General features: G+C 61.1%; 12 protein-coding genes and 1 pseudogene. 3 read left to right on the top strand and 10 right to left on the bottom strand.

The genetic code is table 11. From position 1 onward, the window contains the following. Positions 1–22: 22 nt before the first annotated feature. A complete protein-coding gene (locus GR316_RS04330) occupies positions 23–1,117 on the top strand; it encodes a TRAP transporter substrate-binding protein (RefSeq protein WP_211785104.1) in 1,095 nt (364 codons plus the stop codon). Positions 1,118–1,170: 53 nt separating this feature from the next. Here GR316_RS04330 and GR316_RS04325 read toward each other — a convergent pair whose 3' ends face one another. After that, positions 1,171–2,397: a PRC-barrel domain-containing protein gene (locus GR316_RS04325; RefSeq protein WP_211784812.1), complete on the bottom strand. Its 1,227-nt coding sequence runs from the start codon at positions 2,395–2,397 to the stop codon at positions 1,171–1,173. Positions 2,398–2,817: 420 nt separating this feature from the next. Here GR316_RS04325 and GR316_RS13890 point away from each other — a divergent pair, with 420 nt between their 5' ends. Further along, positions 2,818–5,571: a Hint domain-containing protein gene (locus GR316_RS13890; protein WP_211784811.1), complete on the top strand. Its 2,754-nt coding sequence runs from the start codon at positions 2,818–2,820 to the stop codon at positions 5,569–5,571. Here GR316_RS13890 and GR316_RS04315 read toward each other — a convergent pair. From GR316_RS04315 to GR316_RS04285, 7 genes are all read right to left on the bottom strand, one after another. Beyond that, positions 5,568–6,269 carry a haloacid dehalogenase type II gene (locus GR316_RS04315; RefSeq protein ID WP_211784810.1) on the bottom strand — a complete coding sequence of 234 codons (702 nt, stop codon included), beginning with the start codon at positions 6,267–6,269 and terminating at the stop codon, positions 5,568–5,570. The two genes, GR316_RS13890 and GR316_RS04315, sit on opposite strands and share 4 nt — an antisense overlap. Positions 6,270–6,498: 229 nt before the next feature. Further along, the gene (locus tag GR316_RS04310; RefSeq protein ID WP_211784809.1) at positions 6,499–7,368 is read right to left on the bottom strand and encodes an ASCH domain-containing protein; all 870 of its coding nucleotides are present in this window, start codon (positions 7,366–7,368) and stop codon (positions 6,499–6,501) included. Between the two features lie 24 nt (positions 7,369–7,392). Continuing rightward, positions 7,393–10,506, bottom strand: coding sequence for a DEAD/DEAH box helicase (locus GR316_RS04305; protein WP_211784808.1), 3,114 nt, complete (start codon positions 10,504–10,506; stop codon positions 7,393–7,395). Then, entirely contained in the window at positions 10,499–11,836 is a 1,338-nt protein-coding gene (locus GR316_RS04300; RefSeq protein ID WP_211784807.1) for an EH signature domain-containing protein, read from the bottom strand. The genes GR316_RS04305 and GR316_RS04300 overlap by 8 nt, the downstream gene beginning before the upstream one ends. Continuing rightward, positions 11,833–12,885 (bottom strand): OmpA family protein, encoded by a 1,053-nt coding sequence (locus tag GR316_RS04295; protein ID WP_211784806.1) that lies wholly within the window; start codon positions 12,883–12,885, stop codon positions 11,833–11,835. The genes GR316_RS04300 and GR316_RS04295 overlap by 4 nt, the downstream gene beginning before the upstream one ends. Then, positions 12,882–14,936, bottom strand: a complete 2,055-nt coding sequence (locus GR316_RS04290) for a hypothetical protein (protein WP_211784805.1) — start codon at positions 14,934–14,936, stop codon at positions 12,882–12,884. The genes GR316_RS04295 and GR316_RS04290 overlap by 4 nt, the downstream gene beginning before the upstream one ends. A gap of 531 nt (positions 14,937–15,467) precedes the next feature. Continuing rightward, a protein-coding gene (locus tag GR316_RS04285; protein WP_211785103.1) for an IS5 family transposase occupies positions 15,468–16,218 on the bottom strand; the annotation gives its coding sequence in 2 pieces (ribosomal slippage) (positions 15,468–15,888 and positions 15,887–16,218; 753 coding nt in all). Positions 16,219–16,312: 94 nt separating this feature from the next. Between GR316_RS04285 and GR316_RS04280 the strand changes: the two are divergent. Further along, a pseudogene (locus tag GR316_RS04280) lies at positions 16,313–16,656 on the top strand (transposase); the annotation flags it as partial. A gap of 171 nt (positions 16,657–16,827) precedes the next feature. Here the strand turns inward: GR316_RS04280 and GR316_RS04275 are convergent. Continuing rightward, a complete protein-coding gene (locus tag GR316_RS04275) occupies positions 16,828–24,237 on the bottom strand; it encodes a UvrD-helicase domain-containing protein (protein ID WP_211784804.1) in 7,410 nt (2,469 codons plus the stop codon). 101 nt (positions 24,238–24,338) lie between these two features. Continuing rightward, positions 24,339–24,758 carry a hypothetical protein gene (locus tag GR316_RS04270; RefSeq protein WP_211784803.1) on the bottom strand — a complete coding sequence of 140 codons (420 nt, stop codon included), beginning with the start codon at positions 24,756–24,758 and terminating at the stop codon, positions 24,339–24,341. Positions 24,759–24,977 lie beyond the last annotated feature (219 nt).

Raw genomic sequence — 24,977 nt, 5'->3', positions numbered from 1 at the left:
TCTAGGGAGGAAAAACATGACCATTGATCGTCGCAAGTTCCTGACACGCAGCAGCGTGGCCGGCGTCGCCGCCGCCGGCCTTGCCAGCCCCGCCATCGCCCAGTCCCAGCCCGAAGTGCGCTGGCGCCTGACCTCGGGCTTCCCGAACAACCTCGACACCATCTATGGCGGCGCGGTCGTCATGGCCGATGCGCTGAAGGCGATCACGGGGGGCAAGTTCCAGATTCAGGTCTTCCAAGCGGGGGAACTGGTGCCCGGCCCGCAAGCCATCGACGCGGTGCAGAACAACACCGTCGAGATCGCGCATACCTGCGGCTACTACTTCACGGGCAAGAACCCGACCTTCGCCATCGGTTCGGCCGTGCCCTTCGGCCTGAACTCGCGCCTGCAGAACGCATGGCTCTATCATGGTGGCGGCAACGAGGCTTACGACGACTTCCTGTCCGCCTATAACATCATCGGCAAACCGGGCGGCAACTCGGGCGCGCAGATGGGCGGTTGGTACCGGCGCGAGATCAACAGCGTGGCCGATCTGTCGGGCATCAAGATGCGGATCGCCGGTGTCGCGGGCGAGGTGATGTCCCGCCTCGGCGTGGTGCCGCAGCAGCTTCCGGGTGGCGACATCTATCCGGCGCTGGAACGTGGTACGATCGACGCCGCCGAATGGGTCGGCCCCTATGACGACGAACGGCTCGGCTTCTATCAGATCGCGCCGTATTACTACTATCCCGCGTTCTGGGAAGGCGGGCTGACGATCCACTTCTTCATCAACCAGCAGCAATATGCGGCACTGCCGGACGAATACAAAGCGGCGCTTGATACGGCATGCAAGGCGGCGAACCTGAACATGCAGGCGCTGTACGACGTGAAGAACAAGAACGCGATCCGCTCGCTCGTGGGCAAGGGGGCCCAGCTGCGCCCGCTTCCGGCCGATGTAATGCAAGCGGCCTACAAGGCGACGTTCGAGCTTTATGAGGAATATTCGGAGCGTTATCCCGAATGGGCCAAGATCTACCCGGATTGGAAGAAATTCCGGGATGAGGGCCTCGAATGGTTCCGCGTCGCCGAATACACCTATGACAGCTATGTCTTCGGCGCGCAGGCTGCGGGCCAATAAACAGAAAGGCTCCGGGTTTTCCCGGAGCCTTTTTCGTTCCGCATCTGCGGCCCTTAGCTGGAGGACAGTTGCAGGCGGGCGTCTTCGTCCAGACGCGCATCTTCGTCATAGGCGAAGCCGCCGGCATCTTCCGTTTCGTCCGCGGTCAGGTTGCGCAGGTGCAGCTCGTCACCCTCGACCGTCAGACGCGAGACGGGGATGCCGATCTCCCGGCCACCGAAGCCGAGGAACCCACCGTCGCGCAGCACTAGAACTGCACCATCGGCCGTATTCACGAAGCCTTCCGGTTCGCCCAGATCCTCGCCATCGGCACCGACGACATCCATGTCCATCAATTCGGCAACGGTCATGCCCTGATCGGCGGCATCAGAGGTGGGCTGTTCGCTTTGTGCGGCGGCCTGCTGCTGTTCCTGCTGGCGGCGCGCTTCGCGTTCGGCTTCCGTCTCGAAGGTGATCTGCGGCTCACCGACATTGGCAAATTCCACGTTCGGCTGATCGGGCATGTTGAACGTGACTTCCGGCTCGACCTGCTCATAGGTCACTTGCGGGGCGGCGCGGTCGAAGGACTGCTGCATCTCGCCTTCGGCCTGAACGATCGTCACCTCGGGATCGTTGCGCGTCAGGGTGACATCGCCATCCGTGCTGGTTGCGTTGCCGTTCTGGGCGACGGCGGTCGCATCGGCGTCGGCGGCATTGGCCGCGACATCGGCATCGGCGTTGTTTTCGGGATCGACGTCGAGGTCGACATCCAGCCGCGGCTCACCCTGACGGACGGAAACCATCGGCGGATCTTGCACCACTTCGACCTGCGGGTCGGCTTGGGCCACTTGCACATCCGGCTCGGAGGAGCGGATGTAGATCGACGGGGCGGGGATCTCCACCCGAACGGAGATCTCGGGCACATCGATCGAAACGCGAGGTTGCGGCTGACGCACTTGGATGTCGGTCGCGGGTTGGCTCACGCTGACGTCCGGCTGGTTCTTGCGAACGGTCACCTGTGCGGACTGCTCTTCGACATCGACCTGCGGCTTCGGCACGAGGACTTCGGCCTGACCTTGGATCACGGCCTCTTGGTTCAGGCGAACGGAATCGCGGGCGACATCGGTTTCGCTGTCATCCGCCGCGCGGGTGCGCAGTTCGGTGCAGCGGGCCGCGTCGTTCTGGGTCAGGATGCGGAGCACTTCATCGCGCTCGACGCCCGGAAGATTGCCGTCGCGGTCAAAGTCGCGCGCTACGGTGCGGCATTCCTCGCTCAGATTCGCGAGTTGCTGTTCCGTCATCAAGTCTTGCGCTTGGACGAAACCCGGTGTGGCGATCGCGAACGTCACGGCCGTCGTGAGCAGGCGTGCACGATTACGTTTCTGATCGGTCAACACATGGTCCTCCTTGGGTTTGCATACTGGCTCACCAACGGGGGCTTCCCATCGATGTTCCGAGATTTTTCCTAATGAAATCCATACGAACCCGGTTCGGGGCGGGATGCGGGGCCAAGGGCGCGGCGCAGTGTCGCGGGGGATCGTGCCAGATGAACCTTGCGCGATCAGTATGTTATGAGCGGATGACCGCCCAGTCGTTTTCCGGCCATTCGGGCGTGAAGAAAATTCGGTCGGAACCCTCAGCATCACCCCGGTTCACACGTCAAGGTTGCGTGATTGGCGTGCAGCGCATAGCATCCGTCTGCAGCGCAGAGAGGAAGCGTCATGGCAACTCTGTTCGGAACCACCGGCAACGATACACGCAACGGCACCTCGGGTGACGATCTGATCTATGGCGGGCCGGACGATTCCGAACCGGAGGTCGATACCGGCAGCGATGTCGTCAACGCCTATGGAGGCAACGACACCGTGTACACCGGCGATCAGAACGACTCGATCTTCGGCGGGGATGGGGACGATCTTCTCTATGGCGGTGCCGATGACGATTCACTGGTCGGCGGGGCAGGGGCCGATACGCTCTATGGCGGCGACGGGACGGACCGGCTGCTGGGCGCGGCTGGCGCGGATCTGATCTATGGCGGCGCGGGCAACGATTATCTCGATGGCGGCACGGAAAACGACACCCTGATCGGGGGTGCGGGCGCAGATACGATCTATGGCGGCACTGGCCTCGATTTCGTGGATTACAGCGCATCTGCCCAAGCGATCGCGGTCTCTCTCAGCACCAACCGTGGGACGGCGGGCGATGCCGCGGGCGATGTCCTGGGCGCGGTCGAAGGGGTCATCGGTTCCAATTATGCCGATACCATTACCGGAGGGACTGGCAACGAGACGCTCTTTGGCGGTGCGGGGAACGATATTCTGACCGGCAATGCCGGCGATGACGTGCTGGATGGCGGGACAGGCGATGACTCGCTCGATGGTGGGACGGGGGCGGATTCGTTCATCGGCGGGGCCGGGGCCGACACGATCATCGGCGGGGCGGGAACGGATACCCTCACCTATGACGGATCGGACGCCGTAAGCCTCGATCTGACCAGCGGTACGGGGACGGGCGGCTTTGCGGCGGGCGATGTCGTGTCGGGGATCGAGGTCGTGGTCGGTTCGGCCTTCGGGGATGCGCTGCTGGGCACCGCCTCGGCCGAGAGCCTTTATGGCGCGGCGGGAAACGACACCCTTACGGGGCGCGGCGGGGCGGATGTGCTGTTCGGCGGCACGGGGAATGACGTTCTGTACGGCGGCACCGGCACCGACAGCCTTCTGGGCGAGGATGGCAACGATTCCATCCTTGGCGGCGCCGGGGCGGATACGCTGAGCGGCGGCGCTGGCCTCGATACGCTGCGGGGCGGCGAGGGGAACGATCTTCTGGATGGCGGCGCCGATGCCGACACGCTGGAAGGCGGCGGCGGCAGCGACAGCATCCTTGGCGGCGATGGCAACGATGTCATTCGCGGCGACGGGGTTCTGGCCACGGCGGACCCTACGGCCCTCGTCTGGTCGGCGCAGGGGGCATCGGGGACGGATGTCCAAGCCGGGTTCACCCAATCGACCGGCGCGATCGATGTCGGTTTCAGCTACAGCACGCAAAGCAGCACCACGCGGGTGACGCTGACGAACGATGCCCAATACACGGGCGGGACGGCGAGCACGTCGGGCCTCCTCTTCACCTCCAACGGGACGGGGCCGGAGACGGCGACGCTGACCTTCACCTCCACCACCGAAGGCATTTCGGACGAGGTGGGGAATGTCAGCTTCCGCGTGAATGACCTCGATGCCGCAACCGGTGCCGACAGCTATGTCGATCAGGTGCAAATCACGGCCTACGATTCCGACGGAAACACCGTTGCCGTGACGCTGACCCCCGCCGGGGACGATACCGTCAGCGGTCAGACCGCGACGGCGGCGTCCGGCTCCAACAACCCCGATCAGGCCCAAGGCTCGGTGCTGGTGGAAATCGCGGGTCCCGTCGCGCGGATCGAGATTTCCTACAGCAGCGCCTCGGGGACGGGGCAGCGGTATCTCTATCTGACGGATGTCGCATTCTCCCCCCGCTCGATCGTGGAGGGGAACGATACGCTGGATGGGGGCGAGGGCGACGATCTGCTGGAGGGGGATGGCGGCAACGACATCCTCTATGGCGGGGCGGGGAACGACACGCTGGATGGCGGGACCGGAGGCGATACCCTTTATGGCGGCGCGGGCGACGATGTCCTCATCCTGTCGGGCAGCGACTCGGCCGAGGGCGGCTTGGGCAACGATACATTCCGCTTTTCCGGCACGCCGACCGGGTCCGCAACGATCAGCGGCGGCGATGGGCGCGATGTGCTGAACCTATCGGGCACCGGCAATTACAGCTTCGATTCGCTGAACGAAGTGACGGAGGGGGGCTCCACCTCTTTCGCCGGTGTCGTGCGTTTCGAAAACGGCTCGACCGTCACCTTTTCGGAGGTGGAGAACATCATCTGCTTCACGCCCGGCACGATGATCCTGACCCCGCATGGGGAACGCCCGGTCGAAGATCTGCGCCCAGGCGATTCCGTGGTGACGCGGGATGACGGCGTTCAGGTGCTGCGCTGGACGGGAATGCGCAAGGTGATGGCAGCAGGGCGGTTCGCGCCGGTCTGGTTCGCGGCCGGTTCGCTTCCCGGGCTGCGCGCACCGATCCGTGTGTCGCCGCAGCACCGCATGCTGGTGGGCGGCCCGCGGGCGGAGTTGCACCTCGGCTCGCGCGAGGTGCTGGTCCCGGCCCGTCATCTGGTGGGCTGCGAGGGGATCGATTGGGATGCCAGCGGCATGGTCACCTACATCCACCTGATGTTCGACCGGCATCAGTTGATCTTCGCCAACGGCGTCACGACCGAAAGCTTCCACCCCGGCAGCATCGGCCTTTCCGCCTTGGACGACGCCGCGCGCGAGGAGTTGTTCACACTCTTCCCCGAACTGCGGTCGTCCATGGCGAGCTATGGCAGCACGGTGCGGCCGGTGGCCCGCGCCCATGAAAGCCGTCTGCTGGTCTAGGGTTTGGCCGGGCGGAAGGGCCCAAGCTGCGCCGCGAGATCGCCGAGATCCGACGCGATGATATCGGGCTGCGGCACATCGTCGGCGATTAGCACCGAATTGTGCGGCCGCGCGATGAACGCCCCCATGCATCCCGCCGATTGGGCGCCGATCGTATCCCAGAGGTGGCAGGCGACCATGCAGATATCGGACAATTCGATCCCTAACTCGTCCGCAACCATCTGATAGGTCGCGGGGTGGGGCTTGTATTTCGACACGTCCGCCACGCTGAAATGCCGGTCGAAGAGGTCCGAGATGCCCGCCTTCTCCAACGGTGTGGGCGAGGGTGAGGGCGCCGAGTTGGTCAGCGTGACAAGGCGGAACCCCGCATCCCGCAGCGCCACAAGGCCGGGCTTCACATCGGCATAGGCAGGCATCCCGCCGATCCGCGTGGACAGCTCCTTCACATCCTCATCCGAAACCTGAACGCCTTTGTTGGAGGCGGTCATCCGCAGCACTCCCCCGGCCAGCGCCCCGAACGGCGTGTGCCGCCCTGAAAGGGTCAGCGCTTGGGAATAGAGGATCAGTTCCGCGAACCATTCCCGCATGACATCCGCATTGCCGAACACCCGCTGGAACAAAGGCTCCACCGTGGTGAGGTCGAGCAGCGTCTCGTTCACATCGAAGACGAGGGTGGAGATGGGGCGGGGATCGGGCATTGGCGTTTCCTTTAGGCTGGACCAAAAGCGCTACCCCAACCCGGTAAGGGGTGGAAAGGTTTCTTGACGCATGGTCGCAAGCTGTTGATCGCCGGACCCGTGGGCCCAGATCGGAACATCGCTAGAATGTGAATGGGATTGTGTGTCGATCTTCCTGTCTGGAAATTTTTGCCGGTTCTGCACCTAAGTGAATTCTTGCTCCTGACCTGGAAATGATAGTTGAACACGCCTAGGCAGATTTTGCGCGTTCTAAGGAAAGATGGACGGTATACCGGTCTGAGAGAGAAACCACGATGACATCGCCTTCGCGTGCTCCTGCGGTATTAATGAAATTACGCATGATTGTGCGGTTGCGGAAAATATTCTTGTCGCCAGCAATATCTGTTCGAGATGGATTTCGCCCTCCCCAGTGGACTGTGAGATCCTTAGGAGCAGCGTCGTTCTTGTTGCTACCGCCAACAACGTCTATGGGCAAAAATGCGATGCAGTCACTTAAGCGAATATATTTGTTGCGCAGGCTTCCAGCGGTGATGGTTTTACGCAGGATAATTGTTCGGTTATCCGCTGGTAGCGCCGCGGAGTTTCCTGCAGATCGACGCAGCGCGGATGGTACCATATCTCCGGGTTCCGACCGTTCCGTAAGCGATGCACGCGTGGTCACAGTACGCGTTGGGTGAACATGATGGGCATTCGGCGCGATTTTTGTGCCAATTTCTGCAGTTTCCAATGCGCGGGTTACGTCTTCAGCTAGCGCGACCCAGATTACCGCGCCACTCTTGTGCTCGTACGGAACCGGACAGGCGAGCGGGTGGATGTCGGCAAGTTTCCACGGGATGCACCACTTGGCGACTTCGCCGCTGCGGATCATCCGTTCAGGAATGCGATGATGCATCTCGGCGGCAACCATCTCTTCTAAGTTAAGAGCCTTGCCGCAGTCGACGAGGCGGGCGAGGGCAACCACTTGGCCGCTACCCTTGCGTATGAGACCTATCCAGCCACGGACGGACGTGGATTGAGATCGCATTTCCCAGTCCTTTACACCTTCGACAATGCGGTCAATCCAGGGGGTATCAATGATTAAGCCGCGTGTGATGAACATGGGATAGACTTCTTGTCCTGATGTTCAGGTGAGTTCCCAAGCGCCAAAGGCGTCCGGCGTTTGAGGATGCATGCCATCGCGCTGGAATTGCTCCTTCATGCTGTCCGCAATGACGGTATGACCTCGCGTTGATGTCGAGACGGCCTGTGTCAGCCCTACCACGTCGGCCGTGCTGTCTCCCATGGGCCAAAGCGCCTGTTCGGCCAGCTTACGTTTACGTTGCATGAGGCTTTGAAGCAGACTGTCGAAGGTCTGTGCGCCAAGTTCCGGGTGCAAGGCCATGGGGATGTGGACGGACACGGGACGCGTTTGGCCGATTCGATGCACACGGTCATTGCACTGCTCTTCGACCGCCGGATTCCACCATCGCGAAAGGTGGATCACATGGGTGGCGGCGGTAAGTGTCAAGCCGGTACCCGCAGCTTTCGGTCCGAGGATCAACATGTCAAAGCCGCCATCGGCACTCAGATGCCGCTGGAAGCAATTGACGATTTCTTGCCTGCGCGGGATCGGCGTGTCTCCATTGATGACGTCAATCTTTTCAAGCCCGAAGAGATGGCGGACAATCTCTGCGAAGCGAAACTGCATGTCGCGATGCTCTATAAAGACCAACACGCGTTCCCCTGCAGCCTTGATGCGGTGAAGAATATCGATCACGGCATCAACACGCGCGCTCTGCGCGATGAATTCTTCCGGCGGCACAGCTTTGGTTGCGCTTGGATGAACCGAAACCGAGCGAATGTGGTGCAGCACCTTCAGCGCGGCACCTGGACCACCGTTGGTCAATTTCAATTGGGCCAGGTCGTAGGCTTCTGCTTGCACCTTCGGCATTACGCGGGGATGCAAGAAGCGGCGCTTTTTCGGCAGATTTCGAGCAACCTCGTCCTTCAGCCGGCGAAGGCCCAGTGGTGGTATCGTTCCGCGCTGTTTGAATATACGAGCATGGAGCTTCGCCATGTTCTCGGCATCGGGTGTCGCGTACTGTGCCTTAAACTCGGACCCGGATCCGAGACAGCCGGGCGCAATACGGTCCATGATGGTCCAAAGATCGATCGCGGCATTCTCGATGGGCGTGCCCGTCAGGCCGATCCGGAATTCAGCATTCATGGCCTCGACCGCCTTCGACGCCAGTGTCGCACGGTTCTTGATGTTCTGGATCTCGTCCATGACCATCGCCGAGAATGGAATCTTCCCAAGTGAGTGCTGATAGTTCGCAAGCGTTGTGTAGGTCGTCAGTAGCCAATAGCGATGCGCGCGCCCGTCCTCGAAGGCCTCGCTCAGCCAATCCATATCCAATTGCGGCAGGCCGGCCAGTGTTTCAGTGCCGCGCGCGTCGCGACTTTTCTGGGACCCAAGTGAGGAGCCATAGACCCGCACGAGTGTACCGAACCCCCGGCCTTCGACATGCGTCTCCACCTCTTGCTCCCAGTTGCGTAGGAGCGATGTGGGGGCGACGACGAGGATCGGGCCACGGGTCTTCGATGAGGGCTGTTTCATATGCTCCTTCAACCAGGCAAGAAAAGCAATGGTCTGAAGCGTCTTTCCTAATCCCTGCTCGTCGGCGTTTAAAATGCCAGGCAGTCCCGCCGTCCAAGCCTGCATGGCCCAGTCGAAGCTAATGTGTTGGTGCTCTTGCAGTGGAGTGGTGATGGTCTTCGGGAGCGCGACGGGGATCGTGGGCGTGCGCGGTGCGAGTTGCGCTTCCCAAGTTAGTTCATCGTAGTTTTCCCTAGTGTCGAGGATGATCGAACCGTTCGTTTCGGGAACCTCCTGCTCTTGCTCTGAGGGCGCGGCGGGTGTCTCGCGGCGCCGGATCTCGCCGTCGATTGCCACAAGACGCGCATGAGTGACTTGCACTTGTTCGCCTACGATTTCGGCCGGCGTATCAGTACCCGCCTCTAGTACTGTCGCCATGTGATCGCGCAGCGCATACAGTTCCGGTTCGGGCAGTGCCTTGATAGCTTCCACGAGATGCTGGGCAAAGGCTTCTGGTAGCCATGTGGTACCGCTGCTTTCACCGATCTCGGAGGTGCGCCTGTAGACCACAACCCCGGTCACACGGTCTGAGTATTCGCGGCTTTCGATGAGGGCGGGCCCGGCGATAGCCTCGACCATCTCGGCTTGCTGTGCGTCGTCAAGCCCGTCCAGCTGGCCCCGTTCCGCCAGATCGCGATTTACCGCTTCGGTTATAAAGGCCCGCGGGTTCGAAATAAAGGCACGCCGTTCCTCGCGGGGGGCCTTCTGTATACGTGTTATCTCAGCCAGGATCGGCGCTGCGCCCTTGTCGATGACAAGGTAGCCATTGTTTCCAATCCGGTAGGCAAGTTTTGCGCCGTACTGGTGCAGCCCATACTGGAACGCGGCCAGATCCTCGCCAGTCAACTCAGCATTTTCTTCTGACACGCCGTCGGCGATGCCTGCACTTTCCAAGCGTTCCGTCGAGTAGGGTACGACTTCAAAGTACCCCAGCGTGCTATCTGGAGAGATTGAGAAACGGTCCGCAATACGTACTTGGAGGCCGCGAAGAAACGCGGTCATGGACAGTCCAGCCATGCGCTGATTGGCAGGCATGTCGACGTCTATGTCGGACTCCGGCTCAATGGCACGACGGAACTCGGCCAAGGCGCGCCAGTGGTCTTCGATGGATTGGGTCGCGTCGAAGCCATCTGCGAGATCAAGCGCGCGTTTCATCCAGAGGGGCAGGCGGCGCGGTCCTTCCGTGGTGCGCAGAATGGCTCCCGTGCGCTTGGGTGTTTCGCGACGGCCCTGGCGAGTCCATTCATATTGTAACCGGAAGTTCGGTCGCCCCAGCACACCGGATATGTCGGTTTTTAGAGTAAGATCTACTGTGCGGGGCAGGCCAAGCATCTCTGCTGCGGGCGCGGAGAGACTTGCGGCGGCGTCATGGGAGAGGCGCAAATGATCGGTGGCAACAGTAACTTCCCCGACGTGCGTGTCGCCCCAATGTCGCAGGTCGCCGATCGCAAAGAGCAGATCTCGATCCTCTGGCGCAAGAGTGGTGAAACTGCGCTCCTTCGGTCTCGATTTGAGCCGGGTGAGTAGCCCCTGCTTGGCCTGTGGAAAGCGAACTTCGATAGCATCCTCGAAGATTCTTGCGATAGGGCGGGTCTCAGACATTCTGCAGAACCCATTGCGACCAGTTTCGTATAGAATTGTGAGGCTTCGAGTTTTGGCAAGAACGCATAATGTCGTCGCAGTAATACTGCCGTTCGTAGAGCTTCGGAGCGTTTATGTCGTCTTGACGAAAGATATGAGTCTTGTAGCTGTGACAGCCGTCCACGACGATCTTGTTACCGATCCGCATGATCAGAAGTGATGTACTACCGCCTCGATCCAGTTGCTGCCCAAACCTTCGGTTCATATTGGTCTTACCGCCACGAACGAGGTTCTGCTGTGCGTATCGGCGGGCTTCTGCCCCGAAGGCTACCCACGCTTCGTCAATCATCTTGTCGTCGTAAAGTTTCAGCCAGAAATTCCGTCTCGGCGGCCACATGTGACTGTCCTGCGTTGCTGTAACCATGTTGCAGAAGAACTTCATGTCCTGATGCGTCAACCAACGCAGAAAAATAGCACGAAGAGATGGATCAAACCCCGACCAGATCCCGCCGGAATGCAGACGCGGATCATTCCAGGCTGCGATAATCTGTTCAGATAGTTCGTTGCGTAGGGCATCAGGCGGCGTCTTGTCTCGCCACACGGAGAGAAGTGCTTCCACGGCAGGACCAGCACCGCTTTGCAGGACCGGGCCGTTTTCCGGGGTCAACCAATTGAAAAGTTGCCGGCGGGCGTCTGGCTTTGCGAGATTCGGCTTTAATAGCTCGATGAATATGCGATGCGCGGCCTTGGCCAGGCCGGAAGTGTGTGGGCTGCTCAACCCAATCTGCTTGAGACTGACATAGGGATCATCTGCCTCCAGCATGAGTCGACCAAGCTCGAGAGGCGCGTCATCCGCTCGGAAAAGGCTCGGTAGAGCGTCGGTCAGCCTTCGGTGCCTTCCGCCTAGGTCTCGTGAGCGGGCAGCAAGCGCTTTGGCTAGATGACGCGTGTGATCGGTTCCCGGCGCGAAACTGTCGATGTAAACGCCGACCATGCCATCAAGGAAGGCCCCAGGTTCGTGAGTCGCGATTTCGGAAAGGTAGAAACTACGAACCGGCTCCAAATCCATCCGCGTTCTGCGATCTTCGTCAAATATGGCGACGGCAGAGGAGATCACGCGCTGGGTGGTGATATCGTCCCATTTCCAGTTTTGAACCCTGGATAGCATATTTAATGCAAGCTTTTCGCGATCGCGATCTTCAGGCGTACGCACGGCATCTGGCCATCGCGCCAAAATGGAAGCGACTGACCTGCGTATCCCGTCGAGCGGTGGCAGCGCACGGGTCCGCAACGTTTCTAGTCTCTGCAGCCGGTGACGCGTCGTATCCTGGTGTGCGCGTGCGTCGCTCACGGCTCTCCTCCGACCGTTTCCAATGCATGACGGATAACCTCGATACCGTCGGTGTCCTGCGGCGTCACCATGATGAAACGCAGGTCGATCCGACGATTGGTCGAGCGGCCTTCCGGTGTGTCGTTCTGTGTTACTGGCCGATCCGGTCCATAAGCTGCCACGGATAGGACTGGTTGGCGTTTGAGGTTAAGGTGCTGCATGATACCTTCCGCGGCGCCAGTCATTGCAAAAAAAGTACTGTTTGCGCGCGCCGCGGACAGGTTTCGGTTGAGCTGGTCAGACCCAACGTTGTCCGTGTGCCCTTCGATCTGCACGGCTTCGATCATGACAAAGCCGGGGTTGCATTCCGTGTTGAATTGAGACGCCTCTCCGAGAGTGAAGCATGGGAGCACCTCGTCCAGCCTCTCAGCGAGACGCGAAACAATTTGTGCTTTGTCGCTAGTGAGGTTTGATCGACCGGAATCAAAAAGGCCTTCGCCCTGAAAACGGAGCGCGTCGCTTTCTGCGCTGAGCTCGACCTGAAGGTCCGGAAAGTCCGCTCGGATCGCATCACGAAGTCGAACGAGGACCTGCCGGCGCACCTGTGCGACCTGCGCTAGATAGGCTTCCAGCGGATCTACTTTCTGCAGCTCTGCAAGCTGTTCGTCCAATTCTTCGATTCGCTGCTTTAAGCTTTTAATCTCTTGCTCTGCTGCCGCCAGGTTGGCCTCAAGTTGCGCGCGCTGTACTTGTAAGTCTTTAACCTCTCCTTCAAGGTCGTCACGCTCCTGTCTCAGGCGCGCTAACAGTGCTTCAATCTCCAAAATACGATTGGCACGCCTTTCTGCAATCGTTTGCCATTCGATACTCTGCTGTTCAAACACATCGCGTTGGGTGATAGCCGCGTCGTAATCCCTCTTCGATACCGACTCAAGGTCGCGCATCTGACTGGCAAAAAACGCCAGCAAAATCATCATAATGAATAGAAAACCGACCGTCATGTCGGTCATCGACACGAAAGCGCTTTCCTCTTCTTCTTCATGGCGAACTTGTTTCGCCTGGGCCCTCATGCGCGGCCCCGTGCCTGGCTCGGCAGGAAGGTTTCGGCCTGTTCTACCACGCTCCTGAGCGTGTCAAGACCTGGTGCCATAGCATCTCGCATCTGGCTAACATGGTCCTGAGCCGTGCCGAGCGCGGCTTCAAGCTGCGCGTTGTACTGCGTCAGGGCACGCCCGAGCATTTCGTCAATGTGGTCGAGCTTTTCGGCCTCGTTCGATAGCTGGGCCATCGCGGCCCTTGTTGCTTCAAGGCTGCGACGTATGCCTTCGCGTTCATTTCCAAGAGCGACCTGTGCGCTTTCCAGAACGTGGCTTGCATTCTCTGCCACAGCGGCGGAGTTTTGCATCAGGGTTTCAGAGACTGTTTCAACAAGATCGCCTACGCGGCGCAGCGTTGTTTCGATCCGCGCATGAGACGCGCGAATGGGCTCCGCCGCGGAAGCCAGGCTCTGGCTGGCATTCCGGAACCCTTCGGACGCGCCGTGAATGGCATCTGCACTGGTATTCATGCCTTGGGCGGCACTTTGTGCCCCGGAAGCCCCGCGTTGGACCGCGTCAGCCATGTCGGACAAATGGTTTCCAACTTCTTCAAGTCGCAAGAGCAATTCCTTGCCTATCACGCCGCCCATCTCGGTGCCGAGCCGTGCAATATCCGAGCTGGTTTGATTGAAGCTCTCAAGCAAGGTCTTGCCTGCGTCCGAAATGGCCTGACCAGCCTGGTCAGCGCTCCGCGCCATACGCTGCTGAGCGGCCGTCGCGCTTTCTTGGCTAGCACTCTCCAGAGTATCGCGGAAACCTTCTGCTGCGCGGAGCATCTCTCCAGCGGCGGTTCTCATGGCTTCGGCACCTTGCCCGGTGTTGTCTCTGATACCACGGAGAGTATCGTTCATGACGGAAAGAAGCCGTTCCGCGCCCTCGTTCATTGCCTCGGATGCCGTCCGACCGCTTGCGGCGACCTCCGACCGCATCTCGGACATAGCGCGCGACATCTGGTCGAGCGCATCGCGAAGACTGTCACCCGCTTGGGTGTTGGTGGACCCCATACGGTCGATCATCAGACCAATACGTTCCGTGGCGTCTCCGAGGGATTCACTCGCACGGGTGAGCGCGTTGCCGACTGAATGCGACAACTGCTGCGAAAGATCTCCAACAAGACCTTCCATATTGGAGGTGCCGAGCGTGCCGACCTTTTCGAAGATCGGTTTCATCTCGGTCGAGATCGCAGATGTGATGGCGCCGGGCAGAGCATCGAGTGGTTCTTTCAGCTGCGCGATAAGGTTCATGCCTATCTCTTGCAGGTGCGCCTTCTGCTCTTCAACGGCGCGAAGTTGGCGGAAGCTGATGTCTTCGAGGCTGACAAAGACTAAACGGCGCTCGATACCGGTGCAGAGCCGATGTAGTGCATAGTCCAGTTTGTTCTGCCGCGCACGTAGCAGGTAAGCAAAGAGGATCGAGCAGAAGAGACCGACTAACGACATTGTAAACTTTGCCGAAGCGATTTGCATAAAGCCCTGCATGGCCCCGTCCATGCTACCTTCGCTCATATTTTCCGAGAATTCATGTAACGCCGCGACCAGCCCAAGGAACGTCAAAAACAGGCCCGTCGAAACAAGTGTATTTGGTACGATACGGAAAATTGCAGACCCAAAGCCGAGGTCTTCAATGTTCAGAAACGAAGCGGGGCGGATAGAATTGCGAAGCCTCAAAGGTCCGTCAATGTCATCGGGTACGACAGTCTCACTGAACTCGTCCCAAGCCTCCCAAAGCGCTTCCCGCGGTCCTGGCCGTTTGTAGTCTTCTTTCAAGCTATGCTTGAAGTCGTCGTATCTAGAGGCAAATGTCTCGATGCTATCATGGGCTCGAATGAGTCGATCAAAGTATCGAATCGCCCCTAGCTGGCGATACGTTCTGCAAAAATACCAAGTTCCAAGGACAAAAGCTGTCAGGATTAGCCCAGCCGCGATCAAACCGGGGCTGCTTTCCGACTTTGTCAACAGCTCGGCAAGTGCAATGATGCGCTCCTTTATTGCCACGCCCATCGCAAAAGTTACGTCGTGAAGCACGTGTCCCCCAATATCATCGGTACTTGGCAAATTTTCGCTGATGCTATCGTTCTGTGAGGTGGTCTACAAGGATGGTGTATAACTTTTACTTACTCTCTTTTGTGGCATGGGCTGGATGATCGGAGCTTGACATTCCTACCGTTCGCCACGTGCTCAACACTCGCTAGACCACGCGTTCTAAAGGTATGCGTCAGGTGAATGTCCGCGAAGAAACTTGCAGTGGATCACCGCCTAGACCAAAGTCATAGTCTAAAATGTCACAAATGGGTTAATAGGATACGTTCAGTGGTTTTGATTTCATATAGAAAATATTCGAACTACGCGGCTATATAGACCGCCAGTGTAAATCCCACGCTTTGTCGAGGGCCAATTTCGGATCATCATCACATTTCGATGTCTTGATCTGCGTGAATTAATTTACGCACACCAAATAGATTATATGCTCAGAATAAGGCAAGTTATAATTTTACCTTTAACGCCGAATAACCCAACGTCAAATTTCTTAGGCTCCAGACTCGTTAATTTTCAAAGCTAGAAGATGACAATTGCGGCGAGAGCGATGGCGGGCAGAAAGCCCTTCGGGCACCTGTCGTAGCGGGTCGCAACGCGGCGCCAGTCCTTGAGCCTGCCGAGCATGATCTCGATACGATTGCGTCGCTTGTAGCGGCGTTTGCCGTATTTGACGGGCTTGCCTCGGGACTTCCGGCTAGGGATGCAGGGCGTGATGCCCTTGTCCTGCAAGGCTTCACGATACCAGTCGGCGTCATAGCCCCGATCGGCCAATAGCCATTCGGCCTCGGGCAGGTTGCTCAGCAAGGCCGCCGCGCCGATGTAGTCGCTGACCTGATCGGCTGTCATGAAGAACCTGATCGGGCGGCCGTTCGCGTCCGTGACGGCATGCAACTTGGTGTTCATGCCACCCTTCGTCCGCCCAATCAGCCTGCCATGCCCCCTTTTTCAGCCGCAGGCTTGAAGCTGTGCGGTACGCCTTGAGATAGGTGGCGTCGATCATCACTATCTTCCGGACGGCGGCTTCGGAAGCAAGTCCCTCCATCATCCGGGCGAAAACACCCATGTCGCTCCAGCGCTTCCATCGGTTAAAGAGGGTCTTCGGTGGACCATATTCCGGCGGCGCATCGGACCAACGCAAGCCATTACAATTGATAAATATTATTCCGCTCAAGACCCGCCGATCATCGGCCCTCGGCTTGTTATGGCTCTTTGGAAAGAACGGCCGCAGCCGCGCCATCTGCTCGTCGCTTAGCCAGAAAAGATTGCTCATCATGCCCCCATCAGTTCGGGAGCCTGAATCACGCCGACAAGGTGGTCGCTACCCGATTAATGGGTCCTGACCCTAACTTTGAGGCAAGGAGGCCATGATGGGCACAGGCAATTTCAGCGACGATATCAAGCGTGATGCGGTGGCGCAGATCACGGAACTGGGCTACCCGGCGAAGGAGGTTTCGGCTCGGCTGGGTGTGGGCACGCACTCGCTCTATGCCTGAAAGCGCAAATTCGCGAAGGCGGTGTCGGGTGACACAGAGAAGGACGCCGAGATCCGCCGGTTGAAGCGCGAGCTGGCCCGGGTGTTGGAGGAGCGTGACGTCCTAAAAAAGGCCACCGCGTATTTCGCCAGGGATGCAAAGTGAGATACGCTTTCGTAACCGAGCATCGGGGTCAGTTTTCGGTGCGGGCGATGTGCCGGTGCCTGCGCATCCAGCAGCTGCCGTGACAGCGCATGCCTTCGAAAGAGAGGACGGGAAGCGGCCGTTCGCAGCGGGGTGTGGACATCGCGTCCACTTCCCTCCGTATCGCCTGACGTCAGCTATGACACAGGCCCCCGACTAACGCAGGTGCAACCCGCCGGATCGGATTCCGGCGGCCTCGGGCCTTAGCGCAGTACCCCTTCTACCAAGACGACATAGCCCCACCCCTGCGAAGCGACGCTAGGGCAGGGCTGCGCACGGTCATCGGGCTTGGGCTCGTAGCGGATCACCGCACTGACCTTCAGATCCGCGACACTGCCGCTCTGCCCGACGGCCTTGGACGGCACCCCGATCTGGCGACTGCCCCCCGTTTCCGATCGGTGCATCAGCGCCTTCCCGGCCCATCGGTCCGGCGCCTCGATCAGGATCGGATCACCGACCGCCACCGATGTCTCGATATAGGTCTGGGTGCTCCCGGGATCCCCATGGGAGTGTGACCGGTTCATCGACCAGCTGATGAAGATCTCCTTCGGTGTTCCGGTCAGGATGCGGCCACCGTCCTGCGCCCCCGCGAACGGCGTGATCGTCTTTCCCGCCCAGGCAAGTTCGCGATCGCCCAGATGGAACACCAGCCGGGACTTCGCGCGGGTCAGCGCCACGTAAAGCAGCCGAGCCTCTTCCGCCGCATTCGCCTCGATCTCTGCGCCCCTGCCTCCGAAGGACATCCGCGACGGCAGCACCACGACGTTATCGTATTCCAGCCCCTTCACCTTGTGGATCGTGGAGACAAGGATCTCGCCCTCGGGGCGTGTGGCGCCGAGAAGGCGTTGCAACTCGTCGCTGCGCAGATCCTTCAGGAATTCGACCAGCGTTGAGAGATAGGGGAAGACGGTCTCCTGTGCGCAGAGGTCCCACAGCACGGAGAGCTCCGGGTCCATCCGGCCTCCGGCACGGGTTTCGGGAATGTCCGTCTCCGCGTGGAAGGTCTCCAGCAGGCGCGCCCGCAGCGGATCGGTGAGGGCCTGGTCCTGCTGTGCGATCTCGCGTTCGAGCAGATCCAGCCAGAGGGCCACATGGCGGAGCGAGCGGATCGCGATGTTGTCGCTGCTCTGCACGGTGACGACGGGGAAGACGCCGGAGAGGGCCCGGTGGACACTGGCCACCTCGTCGTTGGAGCGGCACAGGACCGCAAGGGATCCCGGGTTATCCGTCAGGAGCCGCCGGCTGGTGGCGCGGACCTCCTCCAGCGTTCGCTCCCAGCTCCAGCCCCGCGCATCGATACGCTCCACCGTTCCCGACGGCGCCCCGTCCACGGCAAGCAGCCTGTCCGTCTTGAGTCGTCGCGAGAGGGTCCGGCGACCGAAGAAGCCGTTGATCATCTCCTGACTCTTCTCGACGATCTCCGGGCTGGAGCGGAAGTTGACGCCCAGTGTCAGCTCGGACAGGTCCGCGCCTCCGAAATCCGCTCGGAAACGTCCGAAGTAATGGTCGGCGAACACGCCACCGGCTTCGACCTCCGGGCGCCCCCAGCCCACACGGGCCGGCTTGCGGTTCCAGCGCAGGATGTCCTGATCGTCATCCCCGATCGCCATGATCCCGGCCCGGTCTCCGCTCCCCGCATGCAGCGCACGGATGATCTCGTAGACCTCCTCGTTGACGTCCTGGAATTCGTCGACCAGAAGCGCCCGGCACTCGCCGGCCACGGAGGCCCGGAATGCGGCATCACGTGCCAGCCGGCGGGCGAAGGTCGGCAGGAGCTCTTCGGTCACGGACGGAGCCGCATCCCGCAGATGGCGCATCGCGAGACCGTGGAAGGTATGGACCCGGACGCGGGACGCATAGGCCGCATAGCCGAGCGAGCGGAACAGGTCCCGGACCCGCTTGCGGATCTCGAAGACTACGGCGCGGTTGAAGGCCAGCACCATGATTTCGGATGGTTTGACATGCTGCTCGCGGATGAGATGGACGATTCGGCCCACGAGCACGGAGGTCTTGCCCGCGCCCGGTCCCGCATTCACCAGCAGGTGGCGGTCGTAGGGGTGCTGCATCGCCGCCCATTGCGCGGGTTCCGGCGAGGCCCGGTAGAAATCGAAGAACTCCGTCGCACGGGTCGCCCGGAGCTGGTCGCGCTTCTCGGCGAAGATCCCGGTTTCGTCCTCGATCTCGCCCAGTTGCTCATCAACGAAGCCCTTGAGCGCATCCACGTCGGTGCAGGCGAAGTAGCCCGGCACGAACCGGTCCCTCGCCTCTTCGGGCAGGTTTGCATGTACCTCCATGCCGAATATCCGCGTCTCCGCGAAGCGGTTAACGCTGTCGAGTTCCTCGACCAGATCGGGGTATTGCCCCAGCCCCGGCACGCGCCCCTGCGGCTGCAGCACGTAGGACGGTGGCAACAGATCGGGCGAGGTGCTTACGAGCCCCAGCGACGACATCAGGCGGATCAGGCTGGAGAGATCCGAGGCGTGGAACGTCCCGGCGGGATGCGCCTCCTGCATCTTGGTAATGATATCCGCTACCTCGAGGCTTCCGTCCTTCGTGTTCGGGGGGAACAGGCGGGACAGGGCCGCGGCCTGCGGCAGGAGGTGATCGAGACGCCGCGCCGCGATCCGGCCTTCGGTATCTGGGCAGCGGGCCTGCCAGTAGAGACGATCGCTCTCCGAATCGAGCCCCTGCTTGAGGCGGATCCCGACCACCCGGGCAAGAGTGCGGAAGCCGTTGATGAAGCTGCGCCGGAACCGGTTTTCTCGCAAGATGAGTTCGACCTGTTCGCGGGACTGCCTCGGAAGTTTCCGAACTTCGGGATCGACCAGCCGGAATGGCGCCGGATCGTACCAGTCGTGCGGGTCGAAGCGGAACGTGCCTGTGCCGCTGAGTTCTCCGAGCAACCGGCGCACTGCCTCCGTCACTCGCTCAATCAGGGTCCAAATATGTTCATCGCTCTCGGACAACACGGGCCGCGTCGTGTAATCAATCAACCAAACGAGCGTAAGTGCCTCGCGGCGCGCGAGGTCCGCGATCGCAGACATGGTCGCGTCGAGGCTCTCCATCCGGCAATGGCGCCGGATCCGGGTGAGGTTGATGACGGCCTTGCGTTCCCCGGAGCGCGTGTCATCGTCACCGGTCCGCAGAGCAACGTTGCGCGAGATCCTCTGCATCAGCGCCGGAAGCGCCAGCTCCTTCTCGGTCAGCACGCTGGAGTTGGACGTCGCCTCCTGAATGGCCGCCGCGACCTTCCCCGCCAAGCTGTCCTCCTCGGACACTCGCTTCAGCCGAACCGGCGAGAAGCGGATCTTGAGCAGGTCCGGCACCGTGCCCGCCTGCAGGACATGCCCTGCCTCCTCCAACCAGTGAAGCGCCAGGCGCAGGCGCGTGGCATCGCCACGACGTTTCGCTGGTGTCCGATACTTTTCGACGGAGAAGCCGTCCTGTGGGACAAAGGCTATGGGGCTGTCTCCGACCGTCTCGACCGCCTCCAGAATGTGCTTCTCGATTTCGTCAATCTGCGGCACTCGTAGTTCGCTCTCGGCCCGCATGCTCCGGATCGCCTCGAAATCCTGCCCCGAATACAGCATCAGCGCGTCAAGACGGTCGAGCCCCGCCTTCTCGCGCTCCCTGACACCGCGCCCGATCCGGCCCACCTCCTGTAGGTAGTCCTCCAGGTATCCGGGAGACGCCAGATGCACGACCCAGTGGATATCGGGGATGTCCATCCCCATCCCGAAGGCCTTGGTCGCCACCAGCACATTGAACTCGCCGCTCCGAAAGCGATCGTAGATGTCCTCGCGTGTAGCGCCATCGAGACCGGCGTGGAAGCTCTCGACCTCACGCCCCGTCTCGCGCGTCAGCTGCTCCGCCAGCGTGTCGGCATGAGCGCGGGAGAGGACGAAGACCAGCACCGCGCTGCGCTGTCCGGTCTGCTCGGCATTTTTAAAGGCCGTCCGGATGACCTGCACGACCTCCGGGATCCGCTCCTGCAGCGCCTTGCCGTCCGACTCGAAGATATTCCCCTGCAACTGATGCGCGCGAACACGGATATGCGCGCGCAGGGGGCTTACCTGCGTTGTGGGATCGGGACATATTGCGAGCGGCAGCCGGTCCGGCTCTTGCGACAGTCGCTCAAGCAGGCCACGCATCCGCCGACGGTCCGAGGCCGTGAGGGTCGCTGAGAGCAACAGAACCGGTGTCGGGTCAGGAAGGCGGCCGGTCCGCAGCCGCGACATCAGGAAGCTAAAGGCGAAGAAGTAGTCGGGGCGGAACTCGTAGCCCCACTGGTTGATGCAATGCGCCTCGTCGAAGACGATGTATTCCAGGCCACCATCCGCCTCTATCCGGCGCCGCAGCACATCGACGAAGCTGGCCACGCGCAGCCGTTCCGGTGCGACGTAGAGCATCACGATCCGTTGATCGAGAACGCCTTGTAAGACCTCACGCTGTTCCTCGCGGGACTGGTCTCCGCTGAGGAAGTCCACCGATTCCTCGAACCCTTGTTCATGCAGACGCAGGACCTGATCCCGCATCAGCGCCCGCAGCGGCGAGATCACAAGTGTGAGCCGACGGTTGCGCAGGCCGCGGGCAAGGGCCGGCACCTGGAAGAGCACTGATTTGCCCTCTCCCGTCGGCAGGGTGACCATCACGTCAGCCCGGCGGTCACGGATATGCTCCATGGCCTGGAGCTGTGTCGGCTTGAACCCGGTCACGGGGTTTTTGCCTGCCGCGCCGGAGGGCTGCCAGTGCGTCACGAGGAAATGCTCCATCGCGGCCATCCCGGAGGGCGCCTCTTCCCGTTCGATCTGCAACGGAGCGAAGACAGTCTTCAGCCGCCGGCTTTCCTCGGAGCTCCAGGGCGCGAGCTCGATCGCCAGCCGCTTGAAAGCACTTCCCGTTAGGTGCCGCGTATCCTCCAGCCGGGGGTCGAGCAGGATAGGGACCCTGGCGCTCTCCGCGAGGCCGGTCTCGCGCAGCCATGGCCGCAGCCACTTTTCCACCCGCTTGTCGATCCCGTCGAGCACCATGGCCGTGGAAAACTGGCGGGGCCCGTCATCCTGCCCCTCCTCCTGTTCGGCCCTGGCGGGGGCCTCCAGCGCAAACCACTCCTCTAGCGGGGTCGCATCGACGACCGGCTGGAGGGTGACCCCGGCATCCTTCGCCAGTGCAGCCCAGTCGCGCCACGCATCGAGACCGGCGACGAGGCAGTGCCTGTTGGCCACTGCCCGCTTCAGCTGTTCGCGCCGGCTGCGATGCTGAGGCTGTTTCTCTCCCAGCCCCAGCTCGGCCAGCGCTGTTTCCAGCAGACCCAACATCGTCCGGCTGCGGGTGCTGCTCACCAGCAGGATCGGCACCGTATCGCTCTCCGCGGGCAGGCTGCGAAGCGTCGCCAGCTGTTCCGACCAGTATTCGGCCTGCGTCCGGGAGCCAGGATCGCGCACTGTAGTCTGGCGAGAGACCAACAGCGGCCTGCTCGTCCGAGAGCTGCCCGGTCCCTTTACCGGCTTCACCGTCTTCGGCACGGTTATCATGTGGAAGCTCCGCCAGCTCCCGACCATCTCCAGCCGGTCCGCCGCCGGATCCCGCACAGCCCAGACTGTCCCGCCGGTGGGGCCCAGGAGAAGGGTGCCTTCGCGGATCGGGGCCTTCGTGAGAGCCCCGGCGGGGGCCCCTGAGCGCGCGATGATCATCCGGGGACCGTCCGGAAGCATCGCCTGGCCGGACCACGTTTCCGCCTGTGCCCACCACTGCAACGAAGCGGGAAGAGGGGAAACCCTGCAGCCGGACTCCGTGTCGGGCAGCTCCGTGGCCCCATTCAGCGCGACCTCCAGCCAAGGTAGCCGCTCCGTCAACCAGCCCGGCACCATGTTGCGACGCACGGAGATCCCCTGTGCCTGTGCCCGTTGCAACACCGCCATCAGAACCTCGACCACGGGCGTCCGCCGTTGCGCCGCCGTCAGCGCTTCGAACAGGCGCGTCGCCCGGATCTCGAGGAAGGCCGGATCGAGCGGGGTGTCCGGGTCGGCGGGCGCGATCACGTATCCTGGCACCCAATCCAGCAGCTGCAGGAGCCGATCCGGCAGGAGCAGGGGCAAATCACGATCGACCGCCTCGAGGACGGCGGGCGTGGCTCGGGCAACGGAGAGGTCGTCACGCTCCGCATCCACGAGCCTTGTAAAGAGCTCTTCCGTGGAGGTGCAGCATCCGGTCAGGATCGCCTCATGCACGGAGGTATCAAAGCGCTCGACCTGTTGAAGGAAGAGCTCGAGGGCCGCGCGGGCATCGGCATCGGCCGTGTGATCCCCCCCAAGCGCATGAGACAGGGCTTGGGGCTCGAGCAGGAAGGCGACAAGGAGTGTGTCCCAGACTGGGGTTCCGGGAAGGGAGGGCACGGCACGCGACAGGATGGGCCAGTCCCAGCCAATGGCGTTGTGTCCGACCGCCAGCCGGACCTGCGCCAAGGCACTTACCAAGTCGGGCAGACCCTGTTGCAGGCTCCCGACCAGGCTGCTGCCCTCGAGGCGCGTGCTGCCGCGGTGATCGGCTTGTCCGAGCTGATGGATCCGCGCCCCGTCCGTCTCGAGATCGACTGCCAGCACGGTGGTCTCCAGCAACCGTCTCGCCAGCGCGGGATTATCCTTCAGCGCCAACCCAATCGCCGAGGGATCGTGCGCCCAGCTCGCCTGGAGGCGTTCCTGATCCTCGTCAGAGAGCGTATGATACAGGACGACGCCCGCATGCGCATCCCGGAACGCGAGGTCACGCAGATCGCCGATCTGCAGCAGATCCTTTTCCAGCAAGGTCATCAGCCAGGACAACAGCGGCCGGGGCACTGTCTCTCCGGAGGCCAGCCATTGCCGCGCGAAAGTCGCCTCGTGCGCCCCGTCGCCCTTCAGCCATGTGGCCCGGAAGCTCTTGGGGTCACCGGCGCTGCTCAGCGCGGCCCAATCGAGCAGGGCAACCTTGTGATCCTCGGACAAGCGCCCGGCCTTGCCTCGATGTCCCGAGACTTGTGCCCACTCCGCCCGGGGCGCGCAAACCGCCGCGAGCTGACTTGGCACGAAGGTCGCCAGCAGGGCGTGGAGGTCTGCGGCATCCGACATCGGATCGAGGGCCGCCACAAAGGCAAAAGGGCAGTTTTGCGCTGCATCGAGGCAGCTGGAAAAATCGCCGGGACTCAGTGCAGCCAGTTCTGTTGCGTAGACCTGCTGAAGGACCGAATCCTCCAGATCGGCGGGTGGGCTTTCCTTCCACTTGCGGCGATACCAGCCTGCCTTAAGGATACGACCGATCTCCTCCATGCCGATCTTCTCGAAGAGATAGCGCCGGATCCGGTCCAGCTCCGTCTGACTTTCCGGTTTGCCCGTGCTCGTCCAGTCCCGCCCGGCGACCACGGTCCAGAGCACTGCAGCGGGGTTGGACGGTTCTCGAAGCGTACTGCCAATCTGGCACAGCAGCCTGTCTCCCTCCTTCAGTGTCAGGAACAGGTCCTGATCGTTCGACAAGGCAGCCGTGGCGTGAAAGAAGATATTATCCTTGCCGCCCTCGATCCTCAGGAACCCAAAGCCCCGCCCCGAGACGACCGTTTCGACCGTGGCGAGGAAGGGCATCTTCAGAAGCGCCTTCGGGGAAATGGAGGGCAGGGTCGGTTGCTCGGTCTGAGCGGCAAGTTTGGAGGGTGACAATGCAGAGAACTTTGGCGACATTTCATTTATTTTTGCAGAGTTGCAGTTGATACTCTGAACTGCAACAATAAAATGCTTATTTCAGCATCCATAACCCATGTCTTAATACGGACTGGAATTGGCGCTTGAAGCTGTTGAAACAATCGCGCCAGCGTCGATACTCTGCCCAGCTCGCACCAGTTCTTGAAATCTACCGAGTTCTTACCAGGGTTGAAGGCAAGACGGGATTTCTGAGGTGTTGATCTACAGGAGACAGCCCTTCTGTCGATCGCGACGGTCTGGCGGCTTGAGCCCGCTGGCATGCCGGCTTCTGAATTGAAGGACAGACGGCTTTGGATGCGAGGGAAAGTCCGGTTTCCGCCCTCCGCGCCGATGACAGACGTTATGATGCGCTTGGCAGGACCATATGAATTGGTCTGGGTCCGGCCATCGGCCACGTCGGGCACGAATTTCGGCCGCGGTTCTGTCGCGTCATCGTGTCATGCCTGAGAGGCCGCGCCTTTTGCCGCAGCGCCGCTTGCGTCAAGACGCGGGGAAATCAAGAGAATCCTCAATCCGCTTGAAAGAGCCGCAAAGTGGCATATTCAGGTCGGTTTTTTCGGTCTCGGGCGGGCCGATCAAAGAAAAACCGTCCGGATGCTTTTTCCTCGGTCGCAAACGCTCCA

Source organism: Falsirhodobacter algicola (assembly GCF_018279165.1).
Taxonomy (GTDB): Bacteria; Pseudomonadota; Alphaproteobacteria; order Rhodobacterales; family Rhodobacteraceae; genus Falsirhodobacter; species Falsirhodobacter algicola.
Note: the sequence above shows the minus strand (reverse complement) of the source record. Positions and strands in the feature narration are given on the sequence as shown.